The 15,461-nt window shown below is 50.8% G+C and carries 14 protein-coding genes; 11 read left to right on the top strand and 3 right to left on the bottom strand.

The window, feature by feature from the left end:
* Nucleotides 1–45 precede the first annotated feature (45 nt).
* Both ACKI5T_RS21250 and ACKI5T_RS21245 read right to left on the bottom strand, forming a co-directional pair.
* Complete coding sequence (locus ACKI5T_RS21250; protein ID WP_015959481.1) at nucleotides 46–1,389, bottom strand: anaerobic C4-dicarboxylate transporter; 1,344 nt, start codon at nucleotides 1,387–1,389, stop codon at nucleotides 46–48.
* A 169-nt stretch (nucleotides 1,390–1,558) separates the two neighbouring features.
* Nucleotides 1,559–2,062: a non-heme ferritin-like protein gene (locus ACKI5T_RS21245; protein ID WP_015959480.1), complete on the bottom strand. Its 504-nt coding sequence runs from the start codon at nucleotides 2,060–2,062 to the stop codon at nucleotides 1,559–1,561.
* 437 nt (nucleotides 2,063–2,499) lie between these two features.
* Here ACKI5T_RS21245 and ACKI5T_RS21240 point away from each other — a divergent pair, with 437 nt between their 5' ends.
* The 6 genes from ACKI5T_RS21240 (at nucleotide 2,500) to otsA (ending at nucleotide 9,318) form a co-directional block, all read left to right on the top strand.
* A complete protein-coding gene (locus ACKI5T_RS21240) occupies nucleotides 2,500–3,057 on the top strand; it encodes a DJ-1/PfpI family protein (protein WP_407440008.1) in 558 nt (185 codons plus the stop codon).
* 315 nt (nucleotides 3,058–3,372) lie between these two features.
* Nucleotides 3,373–4,362 (top strand): arabinose ABC transporter substrate-binding protein AraF, encoded by a 990-nt coding sequence (gene araF, locus ACKI5T_RS21235; RefSeq protein ID WP_015959478.1) that lies wholly within the window; start codon nucleotides 3,373–3,375, stop codon nucleotides 4,360–4,362.
* A gap of 65 nt (nucleotides 4,363–4,427) precedes the next feature.
* Nucleotides 4,428–5,942, top strand: a complete 1,515-nt coding sequence (araG, locus tag ACKI5T_RS21230; protein WP_407440007.1) for an L-arabinose ABC transporter ATP-binding protein AraG — start codon at nucleotides 4,428–4,430, stop codon at nucleotides 5,940–5,942.
* A 14-nt stretch (nucleotides 5,943–5,956) separates the two neighbouring features.
* Nucleotides 5,957–6,937, top strand: coding sequence for an L-arabinose ABC transporter permease AraH (gene araH, locus ACKI5T_RS21225; RefSeq protein WP_015959476.1), 981 nt, complete (start codon nucleotides 5,957–5,959; stop codon nucleotides 6,935–6,937).
* Between the two features lie 175 nt (nucleotides 6,938–7,112).
* Complete coding sequence (gene otsB / locus ACKI5T_RS21220) at nucleotides 7,113–7,919, top strand: trehalose-phosphatase (protein ID WP_407440005.1); 807 nt, start codon at nucleotides 7,113–7,115, stop codon at nucleotides 7,917–7,919.
* Nucleotides 7,894–9,318, top strand: a complete 1,425-nt coding sequence (otsA, locus tag ACKI5T_RS21215; RefSeq protein ID WP_407440004.1) for an alpha,alpha-trehalose-phosphate synthase — start codon at nucleotides 7,894–7,896, stop codon at nucleotides 9,316–9,318. Before otsB ends, otsA begins: the two co-directional genes overlap by 26 nt.
* 18 nt (nucleotides 9,319–9,336) lie before the next feature.
* On the opposite strand, the gene uspC is transcribed toward otsA, so the two are convergent.
* Complete coding sequence (uspC, locus tag ACKI5T_RS21210) at nucleotides 9,337–9,762, bottom strand: universal stress protein UspC (RefSeq protein WP_407440002.1); 426 nt, start codon at nucleotides 9,760–9,762, stop codon at nucleotides 9,337–9,339.
* A gap of 794 nt (nucleotides 9,763–10,556) precedes the next feature.
* On the opposite strand from uspC, the gene flhD reads away from it, so the two are divergent.
* The 5 genes from flhD (at nucleotide 10,557) to cheA (ending at nucleotide 15,460) form a co-directional block, all read left to right on the top strand.
* On the top strand, nucleotides 10,557–10,907 hold the full coding sequence (flhD, locus tag ACKI5T_RS21205) for a flagellar transcriptional regulator FlhD (protein WP_041689445.1): 351 nt from the start codon (nucleotides 10,557–10,559) through the stop codon (nucleotides 10,905–10,907).
* A 2-nt stretch (nucleotides 10,908–10,909) separates the two neighbouring features.
* Nucleotides 10,910–11,488 carry a flagellar transcriptional regulator FlhC gene (gene flhC / locus ACKI5T_RS21200; protein ID WP_015959471.1) on the top strand — a complete coding sequence of 193 codons (579 nt, stop codon included), beginning with the start codon at nucleotides 10,910–10,912 and terminating at the stop codon, nucleotides 11,486–11,488.
* 123 nt (nucleotides 11,489–11,611) lie between these two features.
* Nucleotides 11,612–12,499 carry a flagellar motor stator protein MotA gene (gene motA / locus ACKI5T_RS21195; protein WP_015959470.1) on the top strand — a complete coding sequence of 296 codons (888 nt, stop codon included), beginning with the start codon at nucleotides 11,612–11,614 and terminating at the stop codon, nucleotides 12,497–12,499.
* Complete coding sequence (gene motB / locus ACKI5T_RS21190) at nucleotides 12,496–13,425, top strand: flagellar motor protein MotB (RefSeq protein ID WP_407439999.1); 930 nt, start codon at nucleotides 12,496–12,498, stop codon at nucleotides 13,423–13,425. Before motA ends, motB begins: the two co-directional genes overlap by 4 nt.
* Nucleotides 13,426–13,429: 4 nt before the next feature.
* Nucleotides 13,430–15,460 carry a chemotaxis protein CheA gene (cheA, locus tag ACKI5T_RS21185; protein WP_407439997.1) on the top strand — a complete coding sequence of 677 codons (2,031 nt, stop codon included), beginning with the start codon at nucleotides 13,430–13,432 and terminating at the stop codon, nucleotides 15,458–15,460.
* Nucleotide 15,461 lies beyond the last annotated feature (1 nt).

Genomic DNA, 15,461 nt, shown 5'->3' with positions numbered 1-15,461 from the left:
ATAAAAAACGCAGAGGGCGACGGAGAGCGTCGCCCTGTTGGCAGGTTAAAAGAAGGTTTGTACCAGTAGATAGCTTGCTGCACAGGCACAACTGACGCCGATCAGGCCCGGTAAAATAAAGCTGTGGTTGATGATAAATTTACCGATGCGCGTGGTTCCGGACCGATCAAAGCCGATACATGCCAAATCACTCGGGTAAGTTGGTAGAACAAAGTAGCCGTACGATGCGGGGAAGAAGGCAATCAGCATTTTGGGTTCGATGCCTAGCATCAACCCCATCGGCGCGACCGCTGTCAACGCGGCAGCCTGGCTGTTCACCAACTTAGAAACCAAAAACAGCACGATGGCGTAGGTCCACGGATGGCTTTTTACCACCCCTTCCAGCGCCATTTTCAGCTCGTCGAGGTGGGCCTGGAAAAACGTATCACTCATCCAGGCAACGCCGAATACCGAGAAAATCGCCACCATACCGGCTTTAAACACCGCTCCGTTCGAGATGGCAGAGGCTTTGACCTTACACACCATCAGCATGACGGCCCCAGCAATCAGCATCATCATTTGAATCACCAGATTCATCGACAATGCGGTCATTTTCCCTTTAATTTCGAAAGCGGGACGCAAGTCAGGAAGCGCACCCAGCAGAACTACGACGGCTATCCCCGCGAAGAAAATCCACGTGGACCAGTAAGATTCTTTAGGGAATCGTTGATTCATTAAGGTTTCAGTACTGCCGAAAATAAACTCGCGCTGTTTGGGATCTTTTATCTTTTCCTGAAACTCCACGTCATCGGCCAGATCTTTCCCGCGACGTAGGCTCCAGAGTGCGGCGATCATCACCCCGAAAAGTGAGGCGGGAACCGAAATGGCCAGGATCTCGAGAATCCCCCACGCCTGTCCAATCCCGTGTTGCGCGCCAATGATAGAAACCAACGACACCACGGCAACGGAAACGGGCGAGGCGGTTATCGCCATCTGTGAAGCGATAGACGCGACGGCCATAGGACGTTCCGGCCTAATCCCTTTTTTAAGCGCGATATCAGCGATAATTGGAAACATGGTGTAGACCACGTGTCCTGTTCCGCACAGGAAAGTCAGCATCCAGGTGGTGAAGGGGGCGAGGAGGGTAATGTGCTGAGGATGTCGTCTTAACAGGCGTTCGGCAAACTGCATCATCACGTTCAGCCCGCCAGCCGTTTGTAACGTCGCCGCGCAGCCAATCACCGCCAGAATCGTGAGCATCACGTCAACAGGTGGTTTGCCGGGTTGGAGTCCAAAGATAAAGGTTAAAATGAACAGGCCGATGCCGCTTATCAGCCCAAGCCCCATGCCGCCAAACCGTGTTCCAACCAGCAGGCAAAGAATGATGACTATAAACTCGATGGTGATCATGAAGCTCCCTCGTCAATAACAATGAAATTGCCTAAATCATTTCATTTTGTATGGGTATTGGCTGGGAGCCAGATCAGATTTGTATAATTTCAATAAAAGCAATGAGTTGGTAACGAATGATTAACAATTATAGCGTGGTCTGTGGGCCAGTCGGCCACAGACCACATCATTAATGACGCTGGCAATTCACCAAATTCAGTAAATGTTGATCGGTTTGCTCAGCACAAAGTCCTGCACATTTCGCGCTACGCACTTCATCAAGAATGGTTTTCAGCAATACACCGTCGTGCTGCTGGTCTTTTTCCATATCATGTAGAAAATCTAGCGTCGCGCTGTCCTGAAGGAATTCTGCTTCATCGGCAAGTTTGTTCAGCGTGGTAAAACGTGTTTCATAATCGTCGAGCGTTTTTTGGAATAGCTCTTCCAGAGAAGAATATGAGCCATCAGTCATATTTAGTGCTTTTACCACGGGATTACCCCCGGCACTTTTCATAAAGTCGAAGACACGCATCATTTGCGTAATGTTGCTTTGCGCCTGGTTGCGCAGGAAAGTGGCTGTACCGTTGAGACTGTGCTCGGCGCACCAGTCGCTTAAATGGAGATAAAGGTTGGAAGTATTGAATTCAAGATTCATCTGGGCGTTGAGTTTCTGAATCATTCCTGGTGTCGTCATAATAATATCCTTATTTCTGGAACCCGATCATTGATACAAGAATAGAGCTGTTCAGCATGTCCTGAATGTGATCGACTGTTCACTTTCTTTACTGACTAAAATCAGCATAGCGTTATCGCAGCTCTAAGAAAATGCTTAATCGGTTGGATTTACGAACAATGACATTTTTTATTATTTATTCACGCATTAGCGGTAAGCTCTGTTCATATTTCTCGGGAAGAAAAAATATTATATTGCTCATAAATTACAGCTTGTTAGAAGATTTATTCTCTTCGGTGTCATAAATATCATGACATTATTATTCTCGCTAGAGAGCCTATTTTGAGATGGATCACTTTAACTTAAATACTCAAAACTGTGATCCAGACGTATTTTTGATTTTGCACTTTCCATGAGGATGAAACGCTGTTTTAAATTATTTCAAAAATGGAGGCTCTATGGTGAAAGTCGCGGTGTTGTTAGCACCAGGATTCGAAGAAGCAGAAGCCATTATCACTATTGATATTCTGCGACGCATGCACATTGACGTTGAAATGCTGGCCTGTGCTGAGTCGCGAGCGGTGGTGAGTTACCATGATATTCCAATGGTGGCTGACAGCACGCTAAGGGAGCGGATGGATACGCTGTACGATGCCGTGGTATTGCCTGGCGGGCCACAGGGCAGTGTGAATCTGGCTGCCAGTCAGGACGTTATCCGTTTTATATCCATGCATGATGAAGCAGGCAAATTAATATGCCCTATTTGTTCTGCAGCGGCGCGGGTATTAGGCGGGAATGGGCTGCTCAAGGGACGGCGCTATGTCTGCTCTGGCGATTTATGGCAATCCGTAACCGACGGCGAATATATCGATGCGCCCGTTGTTGAGGATCAAAACCTACTGAGCGGAAAAGGTCTTGGACATGCGTTCGATTTTGCCCTGACGCTCGCGGCACGTTTACTGGATGATGAAACGCCGGTTCGCGATCACGCTGATCACATTTATTACACCTGGTAATTTCTGAGCCGGGCGCTATGGCGTTCGGCTTACAGGGACTTCTTAGCTGACCTTATGGATAATCTTGCTTAACCCCTTCTGATTTGTCCGACAAACCCCGTCATTTTTATGTCATTTCTCGCTGAATCTATGCACGCAATTACTGTAATTCTGCGGTGTGATGGCGCTCTCTTATGGATGATTAATTTCCCGCTAAAACTATCTCCAGCACTATCACTTATAACAGGTTTTCTCTAATACCTTGTTTTAAGTCCGATTAAATAAAAAGTACGTCTTTGTTCCCTACATAAAAGAACGCTAAAGCTGGAGATAACCATGCACAAATTTACTAAAACGCTCGCGGCCATCGGTCTGGCTGCCGTTATGTCACAATCCGCTATGGCAGAGAATTTAAAACTCGGTTTTTTGGTTAAACAGCCAGAAGAACCCTGGTTCCAGACCGAGTGGAAATTCGCGGATAAAGCCGGGAAAGATCTGGGTTTTGAAGTCATTAAAATCGCCGTTCCCGATGGTGAAAAAACGTTAAATGCGATTGATAGCCTCGCGGCAAGCGGCGCGAAAGGTTTCGTGATTTGTACGCCGGACCCGAAACTCGGCTCGGCTATTGTCGCTAAAGCGAAGGGTTACGGGATGAAAGTCATTGCGGTTGACGATCAGTTCGTTACCGCAAAAGGCAAACCGATGGATACCGTTCCACTGGTGATGATGGCGGCCACCAAAATCGGGGAGCGTCAGGGTCAGGAACTGTATAAAGAGATGCAGAAACGCGGTTGGGACGTGAAAGAAACCGCTGTGATGGCGATTACGGCCGATGAGCTGGACACCGCTCGCCGCCGTACAACCGGCTCCATGGATGCGCTTAAAGCCGCAGGTTTCCCGGTAGCGCAAATCTATAAAGTGCCGACGAAATCGAACGATATCCCTGGCGCATTTGATGCCGCTAACTCCATGCTGGTTCAGCATCCTGAAGTGAAACACTGGCTGGTGCTGGGCATGAACGACAACACCGTGCTGGGCGGCGTGCGCGCAACGGAAGGACAGGGCTTTAAAGCCGCTGATGTGATTGGTGTGGGCATTAACGGTGTTGATGCGGTGAGCGAGCTGTCAAAAGCACAGGCGACCGGCTTCTATGGCTCCTTGCTGCCAAGCCCGGATGTCCACGGCTATAAATCCAGCGAAATGCTCTACAACTGGGTGACCAAAGACGCTGAGCCACCGAAGTTTACGGAGGTCACTGATGTGGTGCTGATCACCCGTGACAACTTCAAAGAGGAACTCGCCAAAAAAGGACTGGGCGGTAAGTAATTCGTTGTGATTGTGCCCCTCATTACGAGGGGCCAGCCGTACACTACTGGAATCACGGAGACGTTATGCAACAGTCTGACCCGTATCTCTCTTTCCGCGGCATCGGTAAAACGTTTCCCGGTGTTAATGCGCTGACCGATATCAGCTTTGACTGCTATCCGGGTCAGGTTCATGCCCTGATGGGCGAGAACGGCGCGGGAAAATCCACGCTGTTAAAAATCCTCAGCGGAAACTATTCCCCTACCACCGGAACCATCGCCATTCGCGGTGAAGAGATGGCGTTTGCGGATACCACCGCTGCGCTAAATGCCGGAGTCGCTATTATCTATCAGGAGCTGCATCTGGTCCCTGAGATGACGGTAGCGGAAAATATTTATCTGGGGCAACTCCCGCACAAAGGCGGTTTCGTTAATCGCTCATTACTCAATTATGAAGCCGGGCTGCAGCTAAAACATCTGGGCCTGGATATTGATCCGCAAATCCCCTTGAAATACCTGTCTATCGGTCAGTGGCAGATGGTGGAGATTGCCAAGGCGCTGGCGAGAAACGCGAAGATTATCGCCTTTGATGAGCCAACAAGTTCACTCTCCGCGCGTGAAATCGAAAATCTGTTCCGCGTCATTCGCGAACTGCGCAAAGAAGGGCGCATCATTTTATACGTTTCACACCGTATGGAAGAAATTTTTGCCCTGAGCGACGCGATTACTGTTTTCAAGGATGGTCGCTATGTGCGTACCTTCACCGACATGCAGCAGGTCAATCATGATCAGCTGGTGCAGGCGATGGTCGGACGCGAGTTGGGCGATATCTATCACTGGCAACCGCGGCCGTACGGCACTGAGCGTTTGCGCCTTGAGAATGTGAAAGCACCCGGCGTAAGAATGCCAATCAGCCTGACGGTGCGCAGCGGCGAAATCGTCGGCCTGTTCGGTCTGGTGGGCGCTGGACGCAGTGAATTAATGAAAGGGCTGTTTGGCGGGACGCGTATCACGGAAGGCCAGGTCTACATCGACGGCCAGCCGGTAAATATCCAAAAACCAGCGCACGCGATTCGCGCGGGCATGATGCTGTGTCCAGAAGACCGTAAAGCCGACGGCATCATTCCGGTTCACTCGGTTCGCGACAACATTAATATTTCAGCGCGGCGCAAGTTTATCCGTGCGGGCTGCCTGATTAATGACGGCTGGGAATCCAGCAATGCGGATCATCATATTCGTTCGCTGAATATCAAAACGCCGGGTGCTGAACAGCTGATCATGAACCTCTCCGGTGGCAACCAGCAGAAGGCGATTTTGGGCCGCTGGCTGTCAGAAGAGATGAAGGTCATTTTGCTCGATGAACCGACCCGCGGCATCGACGTTGGGGCCAAACACGAGATCTATAACGTCATCTATGAACTGGCGAAACGCGGCGTAGCAGTGCTGTTTGCTTCCAGCGATCTTCCCGAAGTGCTTGGCGTTGCGGACCGCATCATCGTGATGCGCGAAGGTGATATCGCCGGCGAGTTACACCATGAACAGGCGAATGAACAACAGGCGTTGAGCCTCGCCATGCCTAAAGTCAGCCAGGCTGTCGCCTGAGTAAGGAGTTAATGATGTCCTCTGTTACTACATCGCAAACGCAGAAGTCGGCTTTTAGCCTTGGTCGCATTTGGGATCAATACGGAATGCTGGTGGTGTTTGCCGTCCTGTTTATCGGCTGTGCGATATTTGTGCCTAACTTCGCCAGCTTCATTAATATGAAAGGCCTTGGGCTTGCGATTTCCATGTCAGGCATGGTGGCCTGCGGCATGCTCTTCTGTCTGGCTTCCGGTGATTTCGATCTCTCCGTTGCCTCGGTGATTGCCTGTGCTGGCGTGACAACGGCTGTTGTCATCAACATGACGGAAAGCCTGTGGATCGGTGTTTTTGCCGGCCTGTTGCTCGGTATGCTCAGCGGCCTGGTGAACGGCTTTGTTATCGCGCGTCTGAAAATCAACGCACTGATTACGACCCTTGCTACCATGCAGATTGTGCGCGGTCTGGCGTACATCATCTCTGATGGTAAAGCGGTGGGCATTGAAGACGAGCGCTTTTTTGCGCTGGGCTATGCCAACTGGCTGGGTCTGCCCGCGCCAATCTGGCTCACGGTGGGGTGCCTGATCATTTTCGGTTTCTTGCTGAACAGAACCACTTTCGGACGCAACACGCTGGCGATTGGTGGTAATGAAGAAGCTGCGCGTCTGGCGGGTGTCCCGGTTGTGCGCACGAAGATTATTATCTTTGTGCTTTCCGGGCTGGTGTCGGCAGCGGCGGGGATTATTTTGGCTTCGCGAATGACCAGCGGACAGCCAATGACGTCGATTGGTTATGAGCTCATTGTCATCTCAGCCTGCGTTTTGGGCGGTGTATCCCTCAAAGGCGGCATCGGAAAAATCTCATATGTGGTGGCGGGTATTCTGATCCTCGGCACGGTAGAGAACGCCATGAACCTGCTGAACATTTCCCCGTTCTCTCAGTACGTGGTTCGCGGCCTGATCCTACTGGCGGCGGTGATTTTCGACCGTTACAAGCAAAAAGCGAAACGCACCGTTTAAGCGATTTTCCCCTCCCAACGACCCAACTTTTAAGTCTAGTCGTCCCCTCCAACCGCTTGCCAGCTTTGCTGGTAGGCGGTTTGCTAAATGGCGAGCCCCGTCACACTGTCTATACTTACATGGCTACTGAGATGCTAACCGTTTCGACATCTCTCAAACTGTAAGGAGGACAAGGGTGGCAGACACGTTAATCGCACCGCCTGTGCTGACCGGAGATTATGCATTCTTTTTCGATCTCGACGGGACGCTGGCGGAGATCAAACCGCATCCCGACGAGGTGGTTATACCTGCCGATATTCTCCGGATGTTGAATCAGCTATCAGAACTGAATCAGGGCGCTCTGGCATTGATATCAGGGCGCTCAATGGCCGAACTTGATGAACTCGCAAGGCCTTACCGTTTTCCGCTTGCCGGTGTGCACGGAGCGGAGCGCCGCGACATCCATGATCAATCGCATATCGTCTCTCTCCCTGAACCGCTCGTGAAGACGCTGCATGCGAAACTCACGACGGCGCTTTCTCATTTTCCGGGGACGGAACTGGAAGCAAAAGGGATGGCCTTTGCGCTGCACTATCGCGGTGCCCCTGAGCATGAGCAGGCCATAACCGAGCTTGCGGCCTCTGTTGTTGAGGCTAACGCTCTGCTGGCGATTCAGCCGGGCAAATGCGTGGTTGAAATCAAACCACGAGGCATCAACAAAGGCGAGGCGCTTAAGGCGTTCATGGCCGAAATGCCGTTTAAAGGGAGAACACCTGTCTTTGTCGGTGACGACCTGACCGATGAAAGCGGTTTTAGCGTCGTGAATCAGGAAAAGGGTATATCAGTAAAAGTCGGGCAGGGTGAAACCTGTGCGAATTGGCGACTGGCGAGTGTTGCCAGCGTCTGGCAGTGGATCACTGAAATCGCTAACCAGCAACAAGAAGAAAAAATAGCGCATCACAATAGGAGAAAACATTATGGGTCGCTTAGTCGTAGTCTCTAACCGTATTGCGCCACCGGATGATAAAAAATCCAGCGCCGGGGGTCTGGCGGTAGGGATTTTGGGTGCCTTAAAAACAGCGGGTGGACTCTGGTTTGGCTGGAGTGGGGAAGTCGGTAACGAAGATAAGCCATTACAGAAAGTCACGCGGGGAAATATCACGTGGGCTTCGTTTAATCTGAGTGAACAAGATCACGAGGAGTATTACTCCCAGTTCTCAAACGCTGTGCTGTGGCCTGCGTTTCACTATCGTCTGGACCTGGTGAAGTTCCAGCGAGACTCCTGGGAAGGCTACACGCGCGTCAATGCGCTGTTAGCGGATAAACTGCTGCCTCTGATCGAAGAAGACGATATTTTGTGGATCCACGATTATCACTTGCTTCCGTTTGCCAGCGAGTTGAGAAAACGGGGCGTGAACAATCGCATCGGTTTCTTCCTGCATATTCCCTTCCCGACGCCGGAAATTTTTACCGCCATTCCACCGCACGAAGAGCTGCTGGAAGGGCTGTGCGATTATGACCTGCTGGGCTTCCAGACTGAGAATGACCGTCAGGCATTCCTTGAGAGCGTCTCGGGCAAAACGCGTCTGACTACCCACAATGGAAAATCCCATCAGGCATGGGGGAAAACCTTTGATACCGAAGTGTATCCGATTGGGATTGAGCCAGACGAAATTGCGGCTGACGCCTCCGGGCCGCTGCCACCCAAACTGGCTCAGCTTAAAAATGAACTGAAAAACGTTAAAAACATTTTCTCTGTCGAGCGACTGGATTACTCAAAAGGGTTGCCAGAGCGCTTCCAGGCTTACGAAAGGCTGCTGGAGAAGTATCCTCAGCATCATGGTAAAATTCGTTATACGCAGATTGCACCGACGTCGCGTGGCGAAGTGCAGGCCTATCAGGACATTCGTCATCAACTCGAAACCGAAGCCGGACGCATCAACGGGCGCTATGGACAGCTGGGCTGGACGCCGCTCTATTATCTGAATCAACACTTCGAGCGAAAAGTGTTGATGAAAGTGTTCCGCTACGCCGAGGTTGGCCTGGTGACGCCGTTGCGTGACGGGATGAATCTGGTCGCAAAAGAGTATGTGGCTGCGCAAGATCCTAAAGACCCTGGTGTGCTGGTTCTGTCGCAGTTTGCGGGGGCGGCCAATGAACTCACCTCGGCGCTGCTGGTCAATCCATACGACAGTGATGACGTGGCGAATGCGTTGGATCGGGCGCTCAAAATGCCGTTAACGGAACGCATTTCCCGACATGCGGAGATGATGAAGGTCATTCGCGAAAACGATATAAATCACTGGCAAGAGACGTTTATCCGCGATCTCAAGCGTACGACTCCCCGCAGCGTGGAGAGCAACCTGCAAAAAAAGATCGCAACCTTCCCTAAACTCGCCTGATCGCGGCCCCTCGGTAAATCAATTGCCGAGGGGCACCAGCAGCACATCCACCTGGCTTGAACTGACAATCGCTTTTGCAGAGCACGCGGCGCGTGAGAAAAAGCTGTGGTTGTGGTTTCCACAAATCACCAGATCGATGCTCTGTTTGCGACACACATCCAGAATATGTTCGTTCAGCTCACCCGTCGCAATAAAGGTCCGCTCGACCGGGTAGTGGGCTTTATCTTCCAGTTCCTGAAGAAATTGCTGCGTCTCTTCCTGCAAGAGTCCCCGTATGTTTTCCAGCATCGGTGCGGCTAGCTGATTGTACATTTCCGGCTCAGGGGCGAGGGTGATAAAACTGACGCGAGCGTTGAGGGGGCGTGCAATGGAAACAGCGCGTTCGACGAGGAGGTGGCTTTCGGGTGAAACGGCGACAGAAACCAAAATATGGGAGTAACTCATTACGCACTCCTTATACTATAAGCCCACGATATCAATCACCATTACCGCGATTCTACTGAGTTCGCAAGGGGGCAATACGACACTCGTGTGACGCTTATCATAATTATTCATTAATTATTCTTATAAAACGAATAGTGGCATAACGTGGGTTGCTGCCGTAAATAAAGCACTTAACGTAAACCATACAAATAAAATAATGGTCTGTTTAATAATTTTAACCTGTTATTAACGGATAATGTATGATAACGGGTGGCAATTAATAACGGTGTGATTTAAGTTAACTTATTGTATTTAAGGTAAATAATTATCCTGTTTCTAAGGTAGAAATGATCTTGCGTCCGCTCAGACTGACAGTGAGCCAGCCTCATGCTGTTTGTATCCTTATTGTTAATACTTATGCATGACTATTCGTTCAGAGAGAATAGAAAAGAGTGGTGTTTGAGCGTTTTTTATTCAATCAACAAGTCATACTGATGGATTTGCAGATTTATCTGGCTAATTTTTGTGATCCAGGTCACACTTTTTTTAAATTCTTGGCGGGGCTGGATTGTATGTCTCAAACCTGACGAGTAGAGTTGCCGCAATTAGGAAAAATCTTAGTTATTTGTAAGAATCGATAAAGCGTGTAAACAGAATGTAACATTTACAGCACTGCGCGTTTTACTCAGCATGACCCTTAATACAACTATGCATTTAGCCTTTACTTTATTTTTTTACCGGGGGTTTTCCCGGCGACATCACGGGATGCGGTTTATCCGCATAAAAATTATAGTTGGTTATTGTGGATGGGAAAAATGCACACATCCGAAATGTTGAAACACGTCTATGACATTAATTTGTCATACTTATTACTCGCTCAGCGTTTGATTAGTCAGGACAAACCTTCCGCGATGTTCCGCCTCGGTATTAGTGAAGAAATGGCGACAACATTGGGCGGTTTAACGCTTCCGCAGATGGTTAAACTGGCGGAAACTAATCAGCTGGTTTGCCAGTTCCGTTTCGACAGTCACCAGACCATTACGCGTCTGACTCAAGATTCTCGTGTAGACGATCTGCAACAGATCCATACCGGTATTCTGCTTTCGACTCGTCTCCTCACTGAAGTCAGCCAGACTGACGAAGTGGCCCGGAAGAAAAGGGCTTAACGATGAGCGAAAAAAGCATTGTTCAGGAAGCTCGCGACATTCAGTTGGCAATGGAACTGATCACGCTGGGTGCCCGCTTGCAAATGCTGGAAAGCGAAACTCAATTGAGCCGCGGTCGCCTTATCAAGTTGTACAAAGAATTACGTGGCAGCCCACCGCCAAAAGGCATGCTGCCATTTTCAACCGACTGGTTTATGACCTGGGAGCAAAACATCCATGCGTCGATGTTTTGCAATGCCTGGCAATATCTTCTCAAAACGGGTTTATGCACTGGCGTAGACGCCGTTATCAAAGCTTACAAACTTTATCTTGAGCAATGTCCGCAGCCTGAAGAAGGCCCGTTACTTGCGCTGACCCGCGCCTGGACTTTGGTGCGCTTTGTTGAAAGCGGCCTGTTGCAATTGTCACGCTGTAACTGCTGTGACGGCAACTTTATCACCCACGCTCATCAGCCTGTAGGTAGCTTTGCCTGCAGTTTATGCCAACCGCCATCACGTGCGGTAAAAAGACGTAAACTTTCCCCGCAATCTGCCGATAGTAATCCACAACTGCTGGATGAACAGATCGAACAAGCTGTTTAACCCGAACGTAGGGGCAAGATTCCAGCAGCGGTAAGAAATTACCGCTGCTTTTTTTTACCCCGCATTCCGGTTAATCATTCGAACTGAGTATCCTGCCATAGTCACTAGCTGAAGGATGATGTCGTGCTTATCGTATTAGGTTACCTGGTAGTTCTCGGTACAGTTTTCGGCGGTTACATGATGACCGGCGGACACCTTGGAGCACTCTATCAACCCGCTGAGCTGATTATCATCGGCGGCGCAGGCATAGGTGCATTCATCGTTGGTAACAACGGTAAATCCATTAAGGGCACGCTTAAGGCGCTCCCATTACTGTTTCGTCGTTCGAAATACACCAAAAGCATGTACATGGATCTGCTCGCGCTGCTCTATCGCCTGATGGCGAAGTCGCGTCAACAGGGCATGTTCTCGCTGGAAAGGGACATTGAGAACCCGAAAGAGAGCGAAATTTTCGCCAGTTATCCGCGTATTCTCGCTGATGCGATGATGCTGGATTTCATTGTCGACTACTTGCGTCTCATCATCAGCGGCAACATGAATACCTTCGAAATCGAAGCGCTGATGGACGAAGAGATCGAAACACACGAGAGCGAGTCCGAAGTGCCGGCCGCAGCGCTGGCGATGGTCGGCGACTCCTTACCAGCATTCGGTATCGTTGCAGCGGTAATGGGTGTGGTACATGCCCTGGCGTCAGCAGACCGTCCGGCAGCGGAGTTGGGTGCGCTGATTGCTCACGCGATGGTGGGAACGTTCGTCGGTATTCTTCTGGCGTATGGTTTTATCTCTCCGCTGTCGAGTGTGTTACGTCAGAAGAGCGCAGAAACAACCAAAATGATGCAGTGCGTGAAAATTACCTTGCTGTCGAACCTGAACGGCTACGCACCACCAATCGCGGTGGAATTTGGGCGTAAAACCCTTTACTCCAGCGAGCGTCCATCGTTTATCGAGCTTGAAGAACATGTTCGTGCGGTGAAAAACCCAAACCAACAGACGACGACTGAGGACGCATGAAAAACCAGTCCCATCCCATCGTCATAGTCAAAAAGCGTAAGCACAAAGGCCACGGGCACGGTTCCCATGGCTCGTGGAAAATCGCGTATGCGGACTTTATGACCGCGATGATGGCGTTCTTCCTTGTGATGTGGCTGGTATCGATCTCAAGCCCCAAGGAGCTGATTCAGATTGCGGAGTATTTCAGAACCCCGCTGGCGACAGCCATCACGGGTGGGCCGCGAATCTCTAACAGTGAAAGCCCGATTCCGGGTGGCGGCGATGATTTCACCCAACAGAAGGGTGAAGTCAAAAAAGAGCCGAACATTGATGAGCTGAAAAAGCGTATGGAACAAGCGCGTCTGAAAAAGCTTCGTGGCGACCTTGACCAGTTGATCGAGGCCGACCCAAAACTGCGCGCCCTGCGTCCACATCTGAAAATTGATCTGGTGCAGGAGGGGTTACGCATCCAGATTATTGATAGCCAGAACCGCCCAATGTTCAAAACAGGTAGTGCAGAAGTGGAGTATTACATGCGCGATATTTTGCGCGGTATTGCGCCTGTTTTGAACGGTATTCCTAACCACATCAGCCTTTCGGGCCATACGGATGATTTCCAGTATGCCAATGGTGAGAAGGGGTACAGCAACTGGGAACTTTCAGCCGATCGTGCCAACGCCTCGCGTCGCGAGCTGGTAGCAGGTGGGCTTGATGATGGCAAAGTTCTGCGCGTAGTCGGCATGTCATCCAGTATGCGTGTGACCGACCGCGGGCCGGAGGATGCCGTTAACCGTCGTATTAGTCTTTTGGTACTCAATCAGCAGGCGGAGCAGAGCATTCTGCACGAAAACGCCGACAGTCAGAATGAGTCACTGGACGATTTAAAACAGCCTAGGGCAGTTCCTTCGGCTGCCGTTCCAACATCGCCACAAGCCAATCCGAGGTGATAGCGTGAGCATGGATATTAGCGATTTTTACCAGACGTTTTTTGATGAAGCCGACGAGTTGTTGGCTGATATGGAGCAGCATCTGCTGAATTTGGTGCCTGAGGCCCCGGATTCAGAACAGCTGAATGCCATATTCCGTGCGGCACATTCTATTAAAGGTGGCGCCGGAACCTTTGGTTTTACCATTTTGCAGGAAACTACCCATTTAATGGAAAACCTGCTGGATGAGGCGCGTCGCGGTGAGATGCAGCTCAACACCGACATTATTAACCTGTTTTTGGAAACCAAAGATATTATGCAGGAACAGCTTGATGCCTATAAAAGCTCATCAGAGCCGGATGCAGCCAGCTTTGAATACATCTGCAACGCGCTGCGTCAGTTAGCGCTGGAAGCGAAAGGCCAGGCGGCGACGCCAGCCGTTAGCGCGGCAAAATTGAGCGTCGTGGATGCGCTGGCGTCAAACGAGGCGGTTGCTCCCGTCGCTGAAGACAAACTCCGCGTCGTGCTCTCTCGTCTGAAAGAAAGCGAAGTCAATTTGCTCGAAGAAGAACTGGGTAATCTGGCGACGCTGAGCAACGTGGTGAAAGGCAAAGACAGCCTGGCAGCCACCATCGACGGTGGTATCGGTCAGGATGATATCGTGGCGGTTCTCTGCTTCGTTATCGAGGCCGATCAGATCAGTTTCGAAATGGAATCTGCCGCCATTGAAGCACCAGCTGAAGTCGACGAAGAACCTGAATTCACGGCACCTGCGGTTGTTGCACCTACGACGGCCCTGAAAGCGGTGCCAAATGATGTTGCGGCACCGAATCGTGCTGAGCGCGAAAAACCGGCAGCCCGCTCAAGTGAATCGACCAGCATCCGCGTCGCGGTAGAGAAGGTTGATCAGCTGATCAACCTGGTAGGCGAACTGGTGATCACCCAGTCTATGCTGGCACAGCGTTCTAACGAACTGGACCCAGTGACGCATGGTGATTTGATTACCAGCATGGGTCAGTTACAACGTAACGCCCGCGATCTGCAGGAATCGGTGATGTCCATCCGTATGATGCCGATGGAATATGTGTTCAGCCGCTTCCCGCGTCTGGTTCGCGATCTGGCCAGCAAGCTGGGTAAGCAAATCGACCTGACACAAATCGGGAGCTCTACTGAGCTGGATAAGAGCCTGATTGAACGCATTATCGACCCGTTAACGCACCTCGTGCGTAACAGTCTTGACCACGGTATTGAATCACCGGAAAACCGTATTGCGGCGGGTAAATCCCCAATCGGTAACCTGACGCTGTCTGCTGAACATCAGGGCGGCAACATTTGCATCGAAGTGATTGATGACGGTGCAGGTCTGAATCGTGAACGTATCCTGGCGAAAGCCATGTCGCAGGGGATGGCCGTTAACGAAAACATGACCGACGAAGAAGTGGGTATGCTGATCTTTGCGCCAGGCTTCTCAACTGCTGAGCAGGTTACTGACGTTTCGGGTCGTGGCGTGGGTATGGACGTGGTGAAACGTAACATCCAGGAAATGGGGGGTCACGTTGAAATCAAATCCAAGCAAGGTTCAGGCACGACGATTCGTATCCTGCTGCCGCTGACGCTGGCTATTCTCGACGGTATGTCGGTGAAAGTGGCCGGTGAAGTGTTTATCCTGCCGCTGAATGCGGTCATGGAATCCTTGCAGCCGAGTGATGAAGATTTGCATCCGCTGGCCGGTGGTGAGCGCGTACTTGAAGTGCGTGGCGAATATCTGCCGCTTGTGGAACTGTGGAAAGTGTTTGAGGTTGACGGTGCGAAAACCGAAGCCACTCAGGGCATCGTGGTGATTCTGCAAAGTGCAGGCCGTCGCTATGCGCTGCTGGTCGATCAGTTAATTGGTCAGCACCAGGTCGTGGTGAAAAACCTCGAAAGCAACTACCGCAAAGTGCCGGGAATTTCAGCTGCCACCATCCTTGGCGATGGCAGCGTCGCACTGATCGTCGATGTGTCGGCGCTTCAGGGATTAAATCGTGAACAACGTGTGGCGTACACAGCCGCCTGAT

It is taken from the genome of Lelliottia sp. (genome assembly GCF_045627565.1).
In the GTDB taxonomy this organism is placed as follows: domain Bacteria; phylum Pseudomonadota; class Gammaproteobacteria; order Enterobacterales; family Enterobacteriaceae; genus Enterobacter.
Note: the sequence above shows the minus strand (reverse complement) of the source record. Positions and strands in the feature narration are given on the sequence as shown.